Genomic DNA, 19,184 nt, shown 5'->3' on the forward strand with positions numbered 1-19,184 from the left:
CCCGGGCCCCCGGCGCAGCCGGGGCCCGGCTGCGCCGGGCCTACCCCGTATTCCTCAACCCGGCGGCGATGCCGGCCATGGTGACCATCAGGGCGCGGGAGAGGTCGGCGCTGATGGCGCCGTCGGCGTCGCGGTTACGCTGCAGTAGTTCGGCCTGCAGGCCGTGCAGCGGGTCGATGTAAGGGTTGCGTACTTCGACGGCCTGGCGGATCAGCGGGGTGTTTTCCAGCAGTTCCTGCTGGTCGAGGATTTCCAGCACCACCTGATGCAGGTTGCCGAAGCGGTCGCGCAGCCGTTGCCCCAGGGCTTTCAGCGGCGGTTCATCGACCAGCCGATGCTCGTAGTAGGCGGCGATGCTGACGTCCGCCTTGGCCAGCAGCATCTCCAGCATTTCCAGGTAGGTGGCGAAGAACGGCCAGCGGTCGCGCATGTCGCGCAGCACTTCCAGGCCGCCTTCGTCTTCCAGGCGCTTGGCGAAGGCTTCGCCGCTGCCCAGCCAGGCCGGCAGCATCAGGCGTGTCTGGGTCCAGGCGAAGATCCAGGGAATGGCGCGCAGCGTCTCCACGCCGCCGTCCTGGCGCCGCTTGGCGGGACGCGAGCCGAGCGGCAGGCGGCCCAGGGCACTCTCCGGGGTCACCGAGCGGAAGTACGGCACGAAGTCGGGATCCTCGCGCACGACCCCGACATAGGCGCTGTGGGCCACTTCCGCCAGCTTGTCCATCTCCTCGCGCCAGGCCGGCTCGGGAGTCGGCGGCGGCAGCAGCGAGGCTTCGAGCACCGCGCAGGTATAGATTTCCATGGAGCGCAGGGCGATCTCGGGTTGGCCGAACTTGAAGCGAATCATCTCGCCCTGCTCAGTCACCCGCAGACTGCCGTTCACCGAACCCGGGGGCTGCGACAGGATCGCGGCATGGGCCGGGCCACCGCCACGCCCCACGGTGCCGCCACGACCATGGAACAGGGTCAGGTCGACGCCGTGACGACGACACACCTCGACCAGGGTCTCCTGGGCGCGGTACTGGGCCCAGGCGGCGGCCAGCTGACCGGCGTCCTTGGCCGAATCCGAGTAGCCGATCATGACTTCCTGGCGGTCCCCGACGAGCTCGCGGTATCCGGGCAGGGCCAGCAGGCGGTCGATGACATCCCCGGCCCGGTTCAGGTCATCCAGGGTCTCGAACAGCGGCGAGATGGGCAGCTTGGCATTGCCGCCGACTTCCTTCATGAGCAGCGCCACGGCCAGCACGTCCGAGGGTTGCCCGGCCATGGAAATGATGTAGGTGCCCAGCGCCTCGGCATGCTCGCCGGCCGCCACCCGGAAGGTATCGAGCACCTCGCGGGTCTCTTCCGAGCAGTCCCAGTGACGCGGGATCAGCGGACGCCGCGAGCCAAGCTCGGTCAGCAGGAAATCCTGGCGCTGGGCTTCGTCCCAGTCGCTGTAGTGGCCGAGCCCCAGCGAGTCGGTGAGTTCTTCCATGACCTGTTCGTGACGGCTCGCTTCCTGACGCAGGTCAAGTTTGGTCAGGGTCACGCCGAACACCGCCACGCGGCGCAGGGTATCGAGCAGCACGCCGTTGGCGATGGTATCCAGCCCCACGTCGCACAGCGAGCGGTAACAGGTCAGCAGCGGAGCGAACAGCTGGTCACGGGTCTCGATGATCGGCCCGCCTTCATGGGGGCGCCCTTCCAGCTCGGCCTTGGCCCAGTCGCGCGTGGCCTCGACCCGCGCCAGCAGTCGCTTGAGCAACTCGCGATAGGGTTCGGCGACGTCGCCGACCTCGGCCTTGAGCGCACTGTTGGCCTTCCACATGGAGAGCTCGGTCTTGAGCTGCTCGAGGTCGCGCAGGTAGAGATCGGCGGCCATCCAGCGGCCCAGCAGTAGTACCTCGCGGGTGACCTTCGAGGTCACGTTCGGGTTGCCGTCCCGGTCGCCGCCCATCCAGGAGGCGAAGCGAATCGGCGCCGCATCCAGCGGCAGGCGCTCGCCGGCGGTATCCAGCAGCAGGTTGTCGAGGTCACGATGAAAGTCGGGCACGGCCTGCCATAGCGAGTTCTCGATGACCGCGAAGCCCCACTTGGCTTCGTCCACCGGGGTGGGCCGCTCGTGACGGATCTCGTCGGTGTGCCAGGCCTGGCCAATCAGTTCCTCGAGGCGGCCCTTGGCGCGGGCACCGCGCTCGGGGTAGTCGGCGGAGGACTCGATGGCCGTCAGGCAGTCATCGATGGCGTCGTATTTCTGGATCAGGGTGCGGCGGATGACTTCGGTGGGATGCGCGGTCAACACCAGTTCGACGCGCATGTTGGCCAGGCTTTCGACCAGCTTGCGCGCTGAGTGCCCTTCGCGGCGTGCCCGGTCGAGAAGCTCGCCGAGCACCGGCTGACTGCCGGGCTTGTAGTCCTCGACGCGGCGAAAGCGCGCCCGGTAATGCTGCTCGGCGATGTTCGCCAGATTCAGGAACTGGTTGAAGGCCCGGGTCACCGGCAACAGCTCGCTTTCCGGCAACTGGCGCAGGTACTCGATCAGTTCACGCTGGTCATCGGCTTCGCCCTGTCGGCCACGCTTGGCAAGGCTGCGAATCGTCTCGATGCGATCAACGAAGCCTTCCCCCAGATCATCGGCGATGGTGCGCCCCAGGCTATCGCCCAGTATCCGGACATTGTCGCGTAGCGATTCGTGCAGGTCATGACTCATGATCGAGTTTCTCCTTCCGACGATGACAGGGGGTTGGTTTCGCGTTGCTTGGCTTGCTGCCAGCATTCCTCCATGCGCGCCAGCCCAGCCTCGCTGAGTGGCACCTGTTGTGCGGCCAGGGCATTCTCCACATAGCGGAAGCGCCGCTCGAATCGGGCATTGGTATCGCGCAGGCAGCGTTCCGGGTCGGCCCCCAGGGTACGCGCCAGGTTGACGGTGGCGAACAGCAGGTCGCCGACCTCTTGCGCGGCATGCTCGTGATCCTCGGCCTCCAGGGCCTCGGCCACCTCGTCGAGCTCCTCGCGCAACTTGTCGATGACCCCGCGGCGGTCCGGCCAGTCGAAGCCGACCCCGGCGGCACGCTTGGAGAGCTTGGCCGCCCGCGACAGTGCCGGCAGCGTGCGCGGCACATCGTCGAGCACCGAGCGCGCCTCACGCGCCTCGCGCTCGTCGGCCTTGAGCGACTCCCAGCGCGACTTGACCTCTTGCGTCTGTACCTCGGCGGCGGGCACGCCCTGGCGGCGCGAGGCCAGGGTGCCGTCCGGAAATACATGGGGGTGGCGCGCCAGCATCTTGCGGGTCAGTACATCCACGACCTCATGGAAGTCGAAGCGCTGTTCCTCGGCCGCGAACTGGCTGTAATAGATGACCTGGAACAGCAGATCACCCAGCTCACCCGGCAATTCATCGAAGGCACGCCGTTCGATGGCATCGGCCACCTCATAGGCTTCCTCGAGGGTATGCGGCACGATGCTGTCCCAGTCCTGCTTGACGTCCCAGGGACAGCCCTGCTGCGGATCCCGCAACACGGCCATCAGCGTCAGCAGGTCCTCGATGTCATGACGTGGCTGGTTCATCAGCGCTTGCCCCCCTTCTTGCCGCTGCCCCTGGCCTTGTCCGAGCGGGGTTTCTGCGCGCCCTTGTTCTGCGCCGCCTTCTTGTCCGCCCCGGCGCTGCCCTGATGCTTGGGTTCCGCGTCGGCCTGCTTGCCACCCGAGCGCAGGCGGTGCACCTCGATGACGTTGGACAACTGCTGAATGCGCGAAAACAGCCGGCCCAGGGTTTCCAGCCCATCCACCTCGACGGTAATCATCATCCGCGCGATACCGTCATCGGTATCGGTGAGGGTGTTCACCGAGAGCACATTGACCTTGTCGTTGCTCAGCACCGCCGTCACGTCGCGCAGCAGGCCGGAGCGGTCCCAGGCCTGGACCTCGATATCGACCGGATACTGGGTGTTGGCCCGCTCGCCCCACTCCACTTCGATGACCCGCTGGGGTTCGTCCAGCCGCAGCTGCAGGATGTTCGGGCAGTCCTGGCGATGCACGGTGACGCCACGCCCCTGGGTGATGAAGCCGACGATGGCCTCCCCGGGTACCGGATGGCAGCAGTTGGCCATGTTGGTCTTGAGATTGCCCACGCCGAGCACGGTGATGTCGTCGTCATCGCCCTTGCCGGAAGTACGCCTGGGCTTGGACAGCAGCTTGTCGAGTTCCTGGTGTTCGTCGTTCTCGCCGAACAGTTGCTGTGCCTGGTTGAGCACCTGGCCGATGCGCAGATCCCCGGCGCCCAGGGCGGCGTACATGTCATCGGGGCCGAGATAGTTGACGCGGTTGGCCAGCCGGGTCAGGTCCATGCCTTCCACATCGAGACGCTTCATTTCACGCTCGAAGAGTGCCCGCCCTTCTTCCAGGTTCTGGTCGCGCGCCTGGTGCTTGAACCAGGACTGAATCTTGGCGCGGGCCCGCGAGGTGCACACATAGCCCAGGCTGGGGTTGAGCCAGTCGCGGCTCGGCCCGCCCTTGCTGGCGGTGAGGATCTCCACCTGCTGGCCGGTGTTGAGCTTGTAGGTCAGGGGCACGATGCGGCCGTTGACCTTGGCGCCCCGGCAGCGATGGCCCACCTCGGTATGCACGCGGTAGGCGAAGTCGATGGGGGTGGCCAGCCTGGGCAGGTCGATCACGTGGCCATCCGGGGTGAAGACATAGATGCGGTCCGGGGCCACGTCACTGGAGAGGCCTTCGCGCAGGTCGCCGAAGTCGCCGACCTCCTCCTGCCATTCCAGCACCTGGCGCAACCAGGCGATCTTCTCTTCATAACTGGCGCTACGGGCATTGGTGTCGTGGCCCTTGTAGCGCCAGTGCGCACAGACGCCGAGCTCGGCCTCTTCGTGCATGGCGAAGGTACGAATCTGGATTTCCAGAATCTTGTTCTCCGGGCCAAAGACCGCGGTATGCAGCGACTGGTAGCCGTTCTTCTTGGGGTTGGCTATGTAGTCATCGAACTCGTTGGGCACGTGATGCCAGCGCGAGTGCACGATGCCCAGCACGGCATAACAGTCGCTGATGCGGGGCACCAGGATGCGCACCGCACGGATGTCATGCACCTGGGAGAAGTCGATGCGCTTGCGCTGCATCTTGCGCCAGATCGAATAGATGTGCTTGGCGCGGCCATCGACCTGATGCTCGATGCCCTGGGCATCCATCAACGACTTGAGGGTATCGACGACATCGCTGATGTAGCGATTGCGATCCAGGCGCTTTTCGGCAAGCTGGGTGGCGATGGCCTTGTAGTCATTCTCGTGCAGATAGCGGAACGACAGGTCCTCGAGCTCCCACTTGAGGTGGCCGATGCCCAGGCGATGCGCCAGGGGGGCATAGATGTCGAAGACCTCGCGAGCCACCTGGAGGCGCTTGTCGCGCGGGGCGTCGCGGACCTGGCGCAGGGCGCAGGTACGCTCACTGATCTTGATCAGCGCGACGCGCACATCGTCGATCATATTGACCAGCATCTTGCGCAGGTTGTCCTGCTGGTCATGCTGCTCGAAGTCCTGGCTCGGCGTCTGCGCGGAGCTGATGGCGGCCATCTGCAGTACGCCATTGATCAGGCCGGCGACCTCGTCACCGAAGCGCTTCTCGACGTCCTGCAGGCTGATCAACTGCTCGCGCACGGCGCGATACAGCACGGCGGCCTCCAGGGCCGACTGGTCGAGACGCAGCTCGCCCAGGATATCGGCCATCTCGAGCCCCATGCGAAAGCTCGAGCCATCCTTCAACCAGGCCTTGTGCGGGCGTTCCGAGGCCAGTTCCAGCTGTTGGGCCAGCTCGCAGGCCGCGCGCATCTCTTCGGCCGAACGCAACTTGACATCGTCCTCGAGGCGTTCGACCCAGCGCCCGATATCGACCCTGCCCTCCGGGTCCAGCGGCTGGTTGTCACGCACTTTAACCATGGGCTGATGCTCCTTGCCGCTGCCGCATCGAGTCAGGATGCTCGAGCAGCAGCATGGATTCGAGATGTGACGTGTGACTGAACATGTCGGCCACCGCGCTGCGCCGGATCACATAGCCGGCTTCCACCAGGCGGGCCACATCCCTGGCCAGGGTGGCCGGATCACAGGAAATGTACAGCACTCGGGGAACCGGCCGATATGTCAGCTGCCGACACAGGGTATTGGCGCCACTGCGCGGCGGATCGAGCACCAGCACCTCCGGCGCCAGCTCGGTCAGCAGTCGTTCGACGGCCGTGGCATCGCCGAGGTCCGCCTGACGGGCCTCGACCGTCAGCTCATTGAGCGCGGCATTGGCGGCCAGGCGCTCGACCATGGCGGCGTTGCCCTCGGCCGCCATGACCCGGGCGCCGCGGGCCGCCAGCGGCAGGCTGAAGTTGCCGATGCCGGCGAACAGGTCCAGCACCGGGGTATCCGCGGGCAGCGCGGCCAGCCACTCGACAACGCTATCCACCATACACTGGTTGACGGCCTCGTTGGCCTGGAGAAAGTCGCCGGGCTCGAGTCCCAGCTGCAGGACCTGTCGATCGACCCTGAGCCGGCAGCTCAGTCGTTCGGGCGCGCTCAGCCACTCGAAACGCGGGTTGTCGCGCCCCAGCCAGACGCCGATGTTGAGCCCATGCTGGCCGGCGAAGACACGCCAGCGCTCCAGATCGCCGTCATGCTGGCGCAACTGGCGCAGTACCAGGGTCACAGCGTCATCCGTGGCCAGCAGTTCGAGATGACCGACGTGGCGCGGGGCCTCGAGGGACTCCAGGTGTTGGCGCAGGGGGGCGAGCAGCTCGGCGAGTTCCGGACGCATCACCGAGCAGGTCTCGAGATCGATCAGGCGATGGCTGTGACGGGCGCGAAAGCCCATCCGGACCCGGCCGTTGCTGTCGACACGCACGCCGAGCCTGGCACGACGTCGATAGCCTTCGGCGTCCCCCGCCAGCACCTGGATCTCTCCGAGCAGCTCGACGCCCTGGCGGGCCATGAGCTCGCGCAGCACCCCGACCTTGTGCTCGCGCTGCGACGCCACCGCCAGGTGCTGCAGATCACAACCGCCACAGCGCCCATAGTGGGGACAGGGCGGTGTCGCCCGCGCCGGGGAGGCCTCCACCACCTCGCTGACATGGGCTTCATCGAAGCGCTTGCGCGAGACATGCACGCTGGCACGCACCCGCTCGCCATCCAGCGCACCGTCGACGAAGACGGTCTTGCCATCCGCATGGCGACCGACACCACGGCCGTCATGGGCCAGCCCGTGGATCGTCAGCTCGCTGGTGCCCTGGCTCGAGTCCGCCCCGGAGGTGGCATGCGATGCGTGGCGTGGCTGATCGAGGCCGGAGACGCCCGAACGTGACCGGGCCGGCCGCCGCTTGCCGAGACCCGCCACCTCAGTTCTCCGCAGCGAAGAGACCGGTGGACAGGTAGCGATCGCCCCGATCGCAGACGATGAAGACGATCACCGCGTTCTCCAGGTTTTCCGCCAGGCGCAGTGCACCGGCCAGGGCCCCGCCGGAGGAGACACCGGCCAGGATGCCTTCCTCGCGTGCCAGTCGCCGCATGCCGTCTTCCGCCTCACGCTGGCCGATATCCAGCACCTGGTCCACCCGCGAGGCGTCGAAGATGCCGGGCAGATAGGCTTCCGGCCAACGGCGGATACCGGCGATGCTGGCACCATCCTCGGGCTGCAGGCCGATGATCTGGATGTCGGGGTTGTATTCCTTGAGGCGCCGGGACGCGCCCATGATGGTACCAGTGGTGCCCATGGAACTGATGAAATGCGTCAGGCTGCCAGCGGTCTGTTCCCACAGCTCCGGTGCCGTGGTCTCGTAGTGCGCCAGCGGGTTGTCCGGGTTGGCGAACTGGTCGAGGGGCTTGCCCTCGCCGCGCGCGATCATCGCCTCGGACAGATCGCGGGCTTCTTCCATGCCTCCTTCCTGGCTGACCTGGATGAGACGCGCCCCGAACGCCGCCATGGCCTGCTTGCGCTCGCTGGACGCATTCTCGGGCATGATCAGCACCATCTCGTAGCCCTTGATGGCCGCGGCCATGGCCAGTGCAATGCCGGTATTACCGGAGGTGGCTTCGATCAGGGTGTCACCCGGGGCAATGTGGCCGCGTTTCTCGGCCTGCTCGAGCATCGACAGCGCCGGACGGTCCTTGACCGAACCCGCCGGGTTGTTGCCTTCGAGTTTCGCCAGCAGGGTATTATTGCGGCCGGCGGTAATGCGCTTGAGGCGTACCAGCGGCGTATGGCCGATGGTGTCTTCCAGGGTGGGGAATTGCATTCAGCCTTCCTTATGGAAAAGTCTGTAAAACATTATATCTTCGCCCGCCCGAGCTGGACAGGCATCGACCGCGGCTATGCCATACTGCACCACGACATTTTCCTGCGAGGCGCGCCCATGTCCCTGAAGACACGCCTGATGCTGTGCATTCTCGTACTGCCACTGACGCTGCTGGCCCTGCTGGTCTTCGCCGTCAGCCAGCTGGAATACAGAGAGAATCACCGCCAGCTCGCCGAGCGCATGCAGCAGACCACCCGGATGCTGGTGCCAAGCCTGGAACAGGCCCTGAGCGCCGGGGACCCGCAGCGTCTCGAGGCCATCGCCGCTCGCTTGATGGACCTGGAGGAGGTCCGCGCCCTGACCATCGAGGCCCCGTCCGGCCGGGCGCTGGTCGAGCAGGGGCGCCTGCGCAGCCTGCCCGAGGCAACGCTCGAGCGGCCCGACAGGCTGGTCGAGCACGATGCCAAATGGCGGCTGCGCTGGCCATTGTCGTCGGCGGATGCGCGCCTGCTGATCGACATCGATGCCTCGGCGCTGGCCCTGAACCATTACCGCAAGCTGGCCAGCGGCGGCCTGATGCTGCTCGTCTGTGGACTGCTGCTGTTCATCGTCGCCTATTCGACGCTGCGCCGCATCAGTCATCCGCTGGAGGAGGCCAGTGAAAGCCTGTCGCGCCTGACCGCGGGCCTGACGCCCGCCCCACTGGACCTGCCCGCCGCCGCCGAACTGGCGCGGCTCACCCGGGGCCTGAACATGCTGCGCGACCAGCTGGCGGTCACGCACTCCGACATGCAGACCCGGGTGGAACAGGCCACCAAGGAGCTGCAGGAGTCCATGGAGACCATCGAGGTGCAGAATGTCGAGCTCGACCTGGCTCATCGGCGCGCCCTGGAGGCCAACCGAGCCAAGTCGGAATTCCTGGCCAACATGAGCCACGAGATTCGCACCCCGCTCAACGGCATCATCGGCTTTTGCCGGTTGCTGCAGCGCTCCGAACTGACGGCCCGCCAGCGCGAGTGGCTGGAGCACGTGCAGCGTGCCTGCGACAACCTCCTGATGCTGGTCAACGACGTCCTCGATTTCTCCAAGATCGAGGCCGGCCGCCTCGAACTCGAGCATCGACCACTGGATATGGTGGTACTGGTCAACGAGGTCCTCGGCCTGCAGGCGCCCCAGGCCCAGCAGAAGGATCTTCAACTGCTGGGCCTGGTCTATGACGATGTGCCCCTCGAACTGACCGGTGACCCGCTGCGCATCCAGCAGGTACTGACCAACCTGGTGCACAACGCCGTCAAGTTCACCCAGCAGGGCGAGGTCATCGTGCGGGTCGCCGTGCAGGAACAGGCCCTGTACCAGACGACGCTGCGCATCTCGGTCAGCGATACCGGTATCGGGCTGTCGCGCGCCTTCCAGCAGCAGCTGTTCGAGGCTTTCAGTCAGGGCGAAAGCAGCCATCAACGACGCTTCGGCGGCACCGGCCTGGATCTGGCCATCTGTCGCCAGCTGGTGGAACAGATGGGCGGCGAAATCAGTGTCGAAAGCGCGCCCGAACAGGGCTCGGAGTTCGCCTTCACCCTGCCGCTGAACGGCAGCGACACCAGCGAACGCCCTCCCGAGGTGGAGCTCAACGGCCTGCGGGTCGTCATCAGCGAGGCGCACCAGACGACTCGGCGTGCCCTGCGCCACCTCATCAGGCGTTGGGGCGCCCGGCCCTACACCCTCGACGAAGCCCTGTTCGAGGAGGTTCAGGTGGCGCTGATCGGCCTGACGGCCGAAGAAGCCGCACAGCCCGATCTGAATGGCTGGCGTGAACGGCTGACGACGCTGGGCTGTCCGGTCATCCTGATGGTCAATGCCACCCCGCCGGAACTGCCCGAGGGCGTCACTTTCCCGCATGGCGGCAAGGTGATCAGCAAGCCGGTATCACGGCATGCGCTGGCCGAAGCCATCCAGGAGGTTCACCGCCAGGCGCGCGGCGGCACCAGCCTGCCCGTGGGCAAAACGACGCCTTCACTGCCGGCCCCGGAGCCGGCCAGGGCCCGGCATATCCTGTGCGTCGATGACACTGAATCCAACCGGGTACTGCTGCGCGAACTGATTGAGGATGCAGGCAGCAAGGTGACGACGGCGACCAGCGGCGAGGAGGCGCTGGCGATGGCCGAGCAGCAACGCTTCGACATGGTCCTGATGGACATTCGCATGGAAGGCATGGACGGCGTGGAAGCGACGCGTGCCCTGCGCCGTATGGGAGGCCGCTGGCAACAGCTGCCGATCATCGCCGTGACCGCTCATGTGCAGGACAACCAACGCCAGCATCTGCTGGACAACGGTCTCGACGACATGCTGGAAAAACCCCTCGACACCCACAAGCTCGATCAGCTCTTTCGTCACCATCTGGGGACCGGTATCGAGATAGCGGCCAGCACGCCGGCTCCCCAGGTCGCCCCCGAGCGCGACGCCGACGACGAGCTGCCCGAGGTAGACCTGGCGCTGGGTGCCAGTCTCGCCGGGGGACGGGAAGGTCTGGCGCGTCAGTTGCTGGATCATCTCATCGACTCGCTGGACGAGAGCGAAGCCGACATACGGCGCGCCAACGCCGAGGGCGATGACGAGACCCTGCTGGATGCCGTGCACGCTCTCAACGGCGCCTGCCGCTATTGCGGTGTGCCGCGCCTGGCACTGCTGGTGGAGACACTCGAGACCCGGCTGCGTTCGCGCGGTCGCGACGCCATCCAGCCCTTGCTGCCGGATCTGTATACGGCCATGCAGGGCCTGCGCCACTGGCAGCGGTCTCAGGCCTCGAGCACCACGAAGGCCACGGCCAACTCGGCCTCGTCGGATAGCGACACATGATGGCGCTGCACGCCGGCCGCCGCCGCCAGCGCTTCGGCCCGACCGCTCAGTTGCAGCACGGGGCGGCCGAGTGAATCATTGACCACCTGGATGTCGGTCCAGTTCATGCCATGCCGCAGCCCGGTGCCCAGCGCCTTGACGAAGGCCTCCTTGGCGGCGAAGCGTTTCGCCAGATAGTTCACCGAGCGGTCTCGTGCCTCAAAGCCGGTGCGTTCGACCTCGCCCAGCAGCCGCTCGATGAAGCGTTCGCCGTGACGCTCGATGGCGCGCTCGAAACGCGCCACCCGGGCGATATCGGTGCCGATGCCGATGATCATGCGCCGCAGCAGCTCCCGTCCGCTCCATGATCATGATCGTGTTCATGGTCTTCCACCGCGGCCAGCAGGCCGGCTTCCTGACCGGCAATCGCCAGACGCTTCATCTCGGCCACGGCTTCCTTGAGTCCGACGAACAGCGCCCGGCCGATGATCGCATGGCCGATATTGAGCTCGTGCAGGCCGGAAATCGCCGCCACGGCCTCGACGTTGTGATAATTCAGGCCATGCCCGGCGTTGACCACCAGCCCCAGTTCGACGGCCATCTCGGCCGCCGCTACCAGGCGGGCATGCTCATCGCGTGCGGCCTGCCCCCGGGCCTCGGCATAGGCTCCGGTATGCAGCTCGATGGTCGGCGCGCCTGCCCGAGCCGCGGCCTCGACCTGCTCCACGCAGGGATCGATGAACAGCGAAACATCGCAGCCCACAGCCGCCAGGCGCTGACAGGCCTGGCTGACCGCCTCCAGGCTGCCCGCCACATCCAGGCCGCCCTCGGTGGTCAACTCCTCGCGTTTCTCCGGTACCAGGCAGACATGCGCCGGCCGCACTTCCTCGGCAAGCGCGATCATCGCCTCGGTGGCCGCCATTTCCAGATTCATGCGCGTGTTGAGGACCTCGGCCAGCAGGCGCACATCACGCACCTGGATATGGCGACCATCCTCGCGCGGATGCACGGTGATGCCATCCGCCCCGGCCTCCTCGGCCAGCAACGCCGCCTGCACCGGATCGGGATAACGGGTACCACGCGCCTGACGCAGCGTCGCGACATGATCGATGTTCACACCAAGCAGAATACGGGGGGGATGCATCGCGATCTCTCCATGAAAGGGTTGAATGAGCATAGGATGAAGAGTGAAGAGTGAAGAGTGAAGAGTGAAGAGTGAAGAGTGAAGAGTGAAGAGTGAAGAGTGAAGAGTGAAGGCAAGGATAAAAACCGAAGCTCACGCCGCAAGACCCTTCTTCCTTCTTCCTTCTTCCTTCTTCCTTCTTCCTTCTTCCTTCTTCCTTCTTCCTTCTTCCTTCTTCCTTCTTCCAGCTACTCTGCCCTCCTCCGTTCGGCGAGTTGTCGCATCAGTTCCCGCGAGCGCAGGGGTCGGGTGCCGAGCAGCGGTGCCAGGGCGGCGCGCATCACGCCCTTGGCGGGGCCGGCGAGTCCGGGGGAGCGCCAGTCGCCGCTGGCCAGCAGTTTCAGGGTGCGGCCGTCGATGCCGGGCTGACCGGGGACGAAGCCGCGCGAGCTGGCGTCGAAGACGTAGCGGCTCTGGGGGTCCAGTGCCTCGCCCTCGGGCCCGCAGAAGCGCGGGTCGGCGTCCAGCGCTTCGAGCAGGGCCCGCTCCAGTTGACGCAGGGCACTCGCCCGGGCATCCGGCTTGGGCAGGGCCTCCAGGGTCGCGCCATAGAAGGCGAAGACATCGTCCACCGGCAGTTCCACGGGCAGCAAGCGCGCCAGCAGCTCGTTGGCGTAGAGGCCGCAGAGCAGGCCCTCGCCCACCAGCATCGCGGCCGAACCACGGCTTTCCATCAGGCTCATGCGCTTGAGATCGCCACTGCCGCTCCAGGTCACGTGCAGGGGCGCGAACGGCTGCAGGACGCCGCGCAATCGGCTCCCCGGACGCTGGACGCCTCGCGCCACGGCACGCACACGCCCATGGCGAAAGGTCAGCAGCTCGATCAGGGCGCTGGTTTCGCGGTAAGCACGCTTGTGCAGCAGGTAAGCCGGTTCAGGTGTCATGATTGAGGCTCGAGGTGCGAGGAAATCAAGCGTGAGGTGGCAGGTGTGAGGCGGAAGGTGTGAAGTGTGAGGTGTGAAGTTTGAGTGCCCTCTCACTCCTCACCCCCCACTCCTAACCCCTGACTTCTAACCCCTCACTCCTCACTCCTCACCCCCGATCAGTCTAAATCATAGCCAAGACTCTTCAGGGCTCGGTCGTCATCGGACCAGCCCCGCTTCACCTTCACCCAGAGGTTGAGCATGACCTTGGTGCCGACCACGCGTTCCATCTCCAGCCGCGCGTCGCGACCGATGTTCTTGATGCGCTCGCCACGGTCCCCGATCAGGATCTTCTTCTGGCCCTGGCGTTCGACCATGATCAGCGCGCTGATATGCGTGATCTCGCTTTCCTCGCGGAACTCTTCGATCTCCACCGTCATCTGGTACGGCAGTTCATCGCCGAGTTGGCGCATGATCTTTTCGCGGACCAGCTCGGCGGCGAGAAAACGCAGGCTGCGGTCGGTGACCTGGTCGTCCGGGAAGAAATGCACGCTCTCGGGGAGGTGCTTGGCCACTTCGGCTTCCAGCTCGGCGACATTGGTGCCGTGCTTGGCGGCGACGGGCACGATGGCGGCGAATTCGCGGCGCCCGCTGACCTCTTCGAGCCAGGGCAGCAGGGTCGACTTGTCGTTGATCCGGTCGACCTTGTTGACGGCCAGGATCACCGGCGCCTTGACGGTCGCCAGGCGCTCCAGGACGACCTGGTCTTCCGGTGTCCAGCGGGTGCGATCAATGATGAAGACGACACAGTCGACATCACGCAGGGCCTGGGTGGCCGCCTGGTTCATGAAGCGGTTGATGGCCTTGTCGCGGTCCTTCTCGAGGGTATGAATGCCGGGCGTGTCGACATAGATGAACTGGGCGTCACCCTCTGTCTTGATCCCCATGACCTGATGGCGCGTGGTCTGTGGACGGCGCGAGGTGATCGAGATCTTCTGGCCGAGTATATGGTTCATCAACGTCGATTTGCCGACGTTGGGGCGGCCCATGATGGCGACGAAGCCACAGGTCTGGGACATGCTCAGGTTCCTCTCTTCTCGAGCTGCGTCAAGGCTTGTTCGGCGGCTTGCTGTTCGGCATGGCGACGGCTGGAGCCGATGCCCTGAGTATGCTCGTCGAGCACCTCGACATGACACTCTACCGTGAAGGTCTGTGCATGCGCTTCACCTTCCACGGAGATCACGTCATAACGCGGCAAGGCGACCTGGCGGGACTGCAGGAATTCCTGGAGTCGGGTCTTGGGGTCCTTCTGGGTGTCCTGGAGGTTGATCATTTCCAGGCGTTCGGCAAACCAGGACAGAACCCGGGTGCGGGCCGTTTCCATGCCGGCATCGAGATAGATGGCGCCGATCACGGCTTCCACGGCATCGGCGAGTATCGAGTCGCGGCGATGGCCACCGCTCTTCATCTCGCCGGAGCCCAGCCGCAGACACTCGCCGAATTCCATTTCGCGGGCCAGCTCGGCCAGCGTCTGCCCCTTGACCAGGCGCGCGCGCAGGCGCGAAAGCTGGCCTTCCCGGGCTTTCGGAAAACGCTGGAAAAGATCCTCGGCGATGACGAAATTGACGATGGAATCGCCCAGGAACTCCAGGCGTTCGTTATTGCGGCCACCGTAACTGCGGTGCGTCATGGCCAGTTCCAGCAGTTCGCGCTGGGCAAACTGATGCCCGATGCGTCGACTGAAGATATCGAGGGAATTACTCACGGAACTCCTGCTTTATTCTGACAGCGGTGCTGTTGTCGGCATCTCAATGGATACCTCGCACTTCGGTGAAACTCGGTAGACCGCCATTCCAGTGCATCCACACGGCAAAGGCCTTGCCCACGACGTTCTCCTCGGGGACAAAGCCCCAGTATCGACTGTCATTGGAGTGGTCGCGGTTGTCTCCCATCACGAAATAGTGACCCTCCGGCACCTCGACGCTACGCATCTGCGGCCCCGGGGCATGGGGGTTATTGTAGATTTTATGCGTTACATCGCCCAGCTGCTCTTTCAGCAACAATTCCTCCGGCGCCCGCTCCGGACCGGTTTCCAGCAACTGCTTGGGCACAGGTTCGCCGTTCACGTAGAGTTGCTTGTCCTGGTAACGGATCTCGTCACCCGGCAGTCCCACGACACGCTTGATGAAATTCACTCCGGGGTCCTTGGGAAAGCGAAACACCATGACATCACCGCGCTCGGGCTTGCCCAGCTCGACGAGCTGGGTATTCACCACCGGCAGCCGCAGGCCATAGCTGAACTTGTTGACGAGAATGAAATCTCCCACGGTCAGGGTGGGCCGCATCGAGCCGGAAGGAATCTGGAAGGGCTCGACCAGGAAGCTGCGCAGCAACAGCACCACCAGCAGCACCGGGAAGAACGAGCGCGCGTAATCTACCGGCCAGGGGTCCTTGAGCGCCTTTTCACGCGCCTTGGGCGACATTTTCTCGAGTTCGCCCGATTCGGCGCTGTCGGCCAGGCGCTGGCGCCGTGCGGGGCGCCAGAAGAGCGCATCCAGCAGCCAGATCACGCCGGTCACGGCCACCGCAATGACCAGCAGAAGAGCAAAATCCATTGTCCGCGTCCTTCCTTAGTCGTCATTCACCTTGAGTACAGCAAGGAAGGCATCCTGGGGAATCTCTACCCGGCCGACCTGCTTCATGCGCTTCTTGCCTGCCTTTTGCTTCTCGAGAAGCTTCTTCTTGCGGGTCGTGTCACCACCGTAACACTTGGCCGTGACGTTCTTGCGCAGTGCCTTGACGGTGGAACGCGCCACGACGTGTCCGCCGATGGCGGCCTGGATGGCCACGTCGAACATCTGGCGCGGAATCAGCTCTTTCATCTTCTCGACCAGCGCCCGTCCGCGTGGATGGGCATGGTCACGGTGTATGATCACCGCCAGCGCATCGACCCGGTCGCCATTGATGAGGATATCGAGCCGCGCCAGGTTGGCGGGTTCGAAGCGCTCGAAGTTGTACTCGAGCGAGGCATAGCCCTTGGACAGCGACTTCAGCCGATCGAAGAAGTCCATCACCACCTCGGACATCGGCAGCTCATAGGTCAACTGAATCTGATTGCCCAGGAACAGCATGTCGAGCTGGGTGCCGCGACGCTGTTCGCACTCGGCGATCACGCTGCCGACGAATTCCTGCGGCACCAGGATGCTGGCCCGCACCACCGGCTCGCGCATTTCCTCGACATCGGCCATGTCGGGCAGCTTGGAGGGGTTGGAGACATACTCGAGCTCGCCGGTCTTCATGGACAGCTCATAGACCACCGTGGGGGCCGTGGTCAGCAGGTCCAGGTTGTATTCGCGCTCGAGCCGCTCCTGGATGATCTCCATGTGCAGGGTGCCGAGGAAGCCGACCCGGAAGCCGAAGCCCATGGCATCGGAGTTCTCTGGCTCATAGTCCAGGGAGGCATCATTGAGTGCCAGTTTTTCCAGGGCGTCGCGAAACTCTTCGTAGTCATCGGAGCTGACCGGGAACATGCCGGCGTAGACCTGCGGCTTGACCTTCTGGAAGCCCGGCAGGCGGGGTACGTCCGGTGTCCTGGAATGGATGATGGTGTCGCCCACGGGGGCACCCTGGATGTCCTTGATACCGGCCACGATGAAGCCGACCTCGCCGGCCCGCAGCACACCGGTCTGGCGACGCTGCGGCGTAAAGATCCCTACCTCGGTGGTCACCCAGTCGCGACCGGTCGAGGTGATACGAATCTTGTCGTGCTTGTTCAGGGTACCGTCGAAGATACGCACCAGGGAGACCACGCCCAGGTAGTTATCGAACCAGGAGTCGATGATCAGGGCCTGAAGCGGCGCGTCGGGATCCCCCTTGGGGGGCGGAATGTCACGCACCAGGCGTTCCAGCAGTTCATCGACGCCGAGGCCGCTCTTGGCCGATACCTGGCAGGCATCCGTGGCGTCGAGGCCAATGATCTCCTCGATCTCTTCGCTCACCTTGGCGGTATCCGCCTGGGGCAGGTCGATCTTGTTCAGCACCGGCAGAACCTCGAGCCCCTGCTCGATGGCGGTATAGCAGTTGGCGACGGACTGGGCTTCCACGCCCTGGGCGGCATCGACCACCAGCAAGGCGCCTTCACAGGCATACAGCGAGCGCGACACCTCGTAGGAGAAATCGACGTGGCCGGGCGTATCGATGAAATTGAGCTGATAGACGTTGCCATCCCGGGCGTGGTAATCCAGCGTCACCGACTGGGCCTTGATGGTGATGCCCCGCTCACGCTCGAGATCCATCGAGTCGAGTACCTGTTCCTTGAGCTCGCGCTCGGTCAGGCCGCCACAGACCTGGATCAGACGATCCGCCAGGGTCGACTTGCCGTGGTCGATGTGCGCGATAATCGAGAAATTCCGTATCCCGTTGATTACTTTACGGTTATCGATGTCTGCCATTCAGGGTTATCCGTTTCATGAACGCGTCGGTGTACAGCCGGTGAATGACTATCTCGGGCCGACGCGTCGTGTGAGATGGCGGCATTGTAGCGGGATGAGCCCCACAGATACAGCAACCCGACGGACAAAGCCGTCGGGTTGCGAGTCACATCATGATGCCAGAGCCGGCATCAGGGCCCTTGTCACTCCTGAGTCAGGCGCAGGGCCACATAGTAGGAGTGGCCATTACGATACACGCGCACCGGCACCGAGCGATCCTCGGGCAACTTGCCGATCAGCTCACCAAGCTGCTGAGGGCTCTCCACGCTGTGCTCGCCGATGCTGACCAGTATATCACCGGCGCGAATCCCGGCTTCGGCCGCGACACTACCGGGCTCGACATTGACGACACGGACGCCATTGTCGACGGCTTCATCATGCTGGCCCTGCTGCAGCGGTTGAACCGCAATGCCCAGGCGTGCCGGTGCCGTGTCATCACCGCCTCCGGCCTGCTGACTCTCTGGCCATTCGCCGACCGTGACCGTGATCGTCTGGCGTTCGCCATTACGCAGCACACTCAGTTCGACATCGTCACCCGGAGAGACGCTGCCGATGAGACGCGGCAGGGTGCTGGACTTGTCGACCGCCTGGCCATCCACCTCGAGGATCACATCGCCTGCCTTGAGGCCATCACGGGCGGCCGGGCCCTCGGGGTCCAGGTCGGCCACCAGGGCACCCTTGGGCGAATCCATGCCGAAGGAGTCGGCCAGGTCGCGGGATACCGGCTGAATCATCACGCCCAGCCAGCCGCGGCTGACGGAGCCGTCATCACGTAGCTGTTTCGCCACGTCCATGGCCACGTCGATGGGAATCGCGAAGGACAGCCCCATGTAGCCACCACTGCGGGTGAAGATCTGCGAATTGATGCCGATCACCTCACCCTCCAGGTTGAACAGTGGCCCACCGGAGTTGCCCGGGTTGATGGCCACATCCGTCTGGATGAAGGGCACATAGACATCCTGCGGCAGCGTCCGGTCCATGGCACTGATGATGCCGGCGGTGACCGAGTGATCCAGACCGAAGGGTGAACCGATGGCGGCGACCCACTGCCCCACCTCGAGGTCTTCCGAGTCACCCAGCTCGAGCGTGGGCAAACCTTTGGCATCGACCTTGAGCACGGCGACATCGGTCTTGGCATCGGCACCGACCAGTTCGGCCTTGAGCTCACGACCATCGTTGAGGCGCACGAGAATCTCGTCGGCTCCCTTGACCACATGGGCATTGGTCATGATGTAACCGTCCTGGCTGATGATGAAGCCCGAGCCGAGGGAGTGTCGATTTTCACTGCGCCCCTGGTTGCCAGGCGGCATGGGCATTTGTTCGCCAAAGCGCTTGCGCAGGAAGTGCTCGAAAAACTCCGGCAGCTCCTGGCCACCGAACTGGTTGAACGGGTTGCTGCGACTCTGTATTTCCCGCGAGGTCGAGATATTGACGACCGCCGGCGCCGCCTTTTCCACCAATTGCGTGAAATCTGGCAGCTTCTGGGCCATGGCCGACTGACTGACCACCAATGTCAGACCAAGCAGCATGCACAGGGCAAGGTAGCGCGACATGCGTATCATTAA

General features: G+C 64.6%; 14 protein-coding genes. 1 reads left to right on the plus strand and 13 read right to left on the minus strand.

The window, feature by feature from the left end; all coding sequences use genetic code 11:
- Positions 1–40: 40 nt before the first annotated feature.
- The 5 genes from ppc to cysM are packed head-to-tail and all read right to left on the minus strand — an operon-like array spanning position 41 to position 8,251.
- A complete protein-coding gene (gene ppc, locus HHA01_RS09860) occupies positions 41–2,689 on the minus strand; it encodes a phosphoenolpyruvate carboxylase (RefSeq protein WP_141320222.1) in 2,649 nt (882 codons plus the stop codon).
- Positions 2,686–3,546: a nucleoside triphosphate pyrophosphohydrolase gene (mazG, locus tag HHA01_RS09865; protein WP_141320224.1), complete on the minus strand. Its 861-nt coding sequence runs from the start codon at positions 3,544–3,546 to the stop codon at positions 2,686–2,688. The genes ppc and mazG overlap by 4 nt, the downstream gene beginning before the upstream one ends.
- Positions 3,546–5,918 (minus strand): GTP diphosphokinase, encoded by a 2,373-nt coding sequence (relA, locus tag HHA01_RS09870; protein ID WP_246053874.1) that lies wholly within the window; start codon positions 5,916–5,918, stop codon positions 3,546–3,548. Before relA ends, mazG begins: the two co-directional genes overlap by 1 nt.
- Complete coding sequence (locus tag HHA01_RS09875) at positions 5,911–7,353, minus strand: TRAM domain-containing protein (RefSeq protein WP_141320226.1); 1,443 nt, start codon at positions 7,351–7,353, stop codon at positions 5,911–5,913. The genes relA and HHA01_RS09875 overlap by 8 nt, the downstream gene beginning before the upstream one ends.
- A 1-nt stretch (position 7,354) precedes the next feature.
- Positions 7,355–8,251, minus strand: coding sequence for a cysteine synthase CysM (gene cysM / locus HHA01_RS09880; protein WP_141320228.1), 897 nt, complete (start codon positions 8,249–8,251; stop codon positions 7,355–7,357).
- Positions 8,252–8,368: 117 nt separating this feature from the next.
- Here cysM and HHA01_RS09885 point away from each other — a divergent pair, with 117 nt between their 5' ends.
- Positions 8,369–11,104 carry an ATP-binding protein gene (locus HHA01_RS09885; RefSeq protein ID WP_141320230.1) on the plus strand — a complete coding sequence of 912 codons (2,736 nt, stop codon included), beginning with the start codon at positions 8,369–8,371 and terminating at the stop codon, positions 11,102–11,104.
- Here HHA01_RS09885 and HHA01_RS09890 read toward each other — a convergent pair.
- The 8 genes from HHA01_RS09890 to HHA01_RS09925 form a co-directional block, all read right to left on the minus strand.
- On the minus strand, positions 11,044–11,421 hold the full coding sequence (locus HHA01_RS09890; RefSeq protein ID WP_141320232.1) for a holo-ACP synthase: 378 nt from the start codon (positions 11,419–11,421) through the stop codon (positions 11,044–11,046). The genes HHA01_RS09885 and HHA01_RS09890 overlap by 61 nt on opposite strands.
- A complete protein-coding gene (pdxJ, locus tag HHA01_RS09895; protein ID WP_141320234.1) occupies positions 11,418–12,227 on the minus strand; it encodes a pyridoxine 5'-phosphate synthase in 810 nt (269 codons plus the stop codon). The genes HHA01_RS09890 and pdxJ overlap by 4 nt, the downstream gene beginning before the upstream one ends.
- Before the next feature lie 227 nt (positions 12,228–12,454).
- Positions 12,455–13,150 (minus strand): DNA repair protein RecO, encoded by a 696-nt coding sequence (gene recO / locus HHA01_RS09900; RefSeq protein WP_141320236.1) that lies wholly within the window; start codon positions 13,148–13,150, stop codon positions 12,455–12,457.
- Positions 13,151–13,308: 158 nt separating this feature from the next.
- Entirely contained in the window at positions 13,309–14,208 is a 900-nt protein-coding gene (gene era / locus HHA01_RS09905) for a GTPase Era (protein WP_141320238.1), read from the minus strand.
- A 2-nt stretch (positions 14,209–14,210) separates the two neighbouring features.
- Positions 14,211–14,894: a ribonuclease III gene (gene rnc / locus HHA01_RS09910; protein WP_141320240.1), complete on the minus strand. Its 684-nt coding sequence runs from the start codon at positions 14,892–14,894 to the stop codon at positions 14,211–14,213.
- 43 nt (positions 14,895–14,937) lie between these two features.
- Positions 14,938–15,744, minus strand: a complete 807-nt coding sequence (gene lepB / locus HHA01_RS09915) for a signal peptidase I (protein WP_141320242.1) — start codon at positions 15,742–15,744, stop codon at positions 14,938–14,940.
- A gap of 15 nt (positions 15,745–15,759) precedes the next feature.
- On the minus strand, positions 15,760–17,580 hold the full coding sequence (gene lepA, locus HHA01_RS09920) for a translation elongation factor 4 (protein ID WP_141320244.1): 1,821 nt from the start codon (positions 17,578–17,580) through the stop codon (positions 15,760–15,762).
- 182 nt (positions 17,581–17,762) lie between these two features.
- Complete coding sequence (locus tag HHA01_RS09925; RefSeq protein ID WP_141320245.1) at positions 17,763–19,181, minus strand: DegQ family serine endoprotease; 1,419 nt, start codon at positions 19,179–19,181, stop codon at positions 17,763–17,765.
- Positions 19,182–19,184 lie beyond the last annotated feature (3 nt).

The sequence above is a fragment of the Halomonas halmophila genome (assembly GCF_006540005.1).
GTDB classification, from domain to species: Bacteria; Pseudomonadota; Gammaproteobacteria; order Pseudomonadales; family Halomonadaceae; genus Halomonas; species Halomonas halmophila.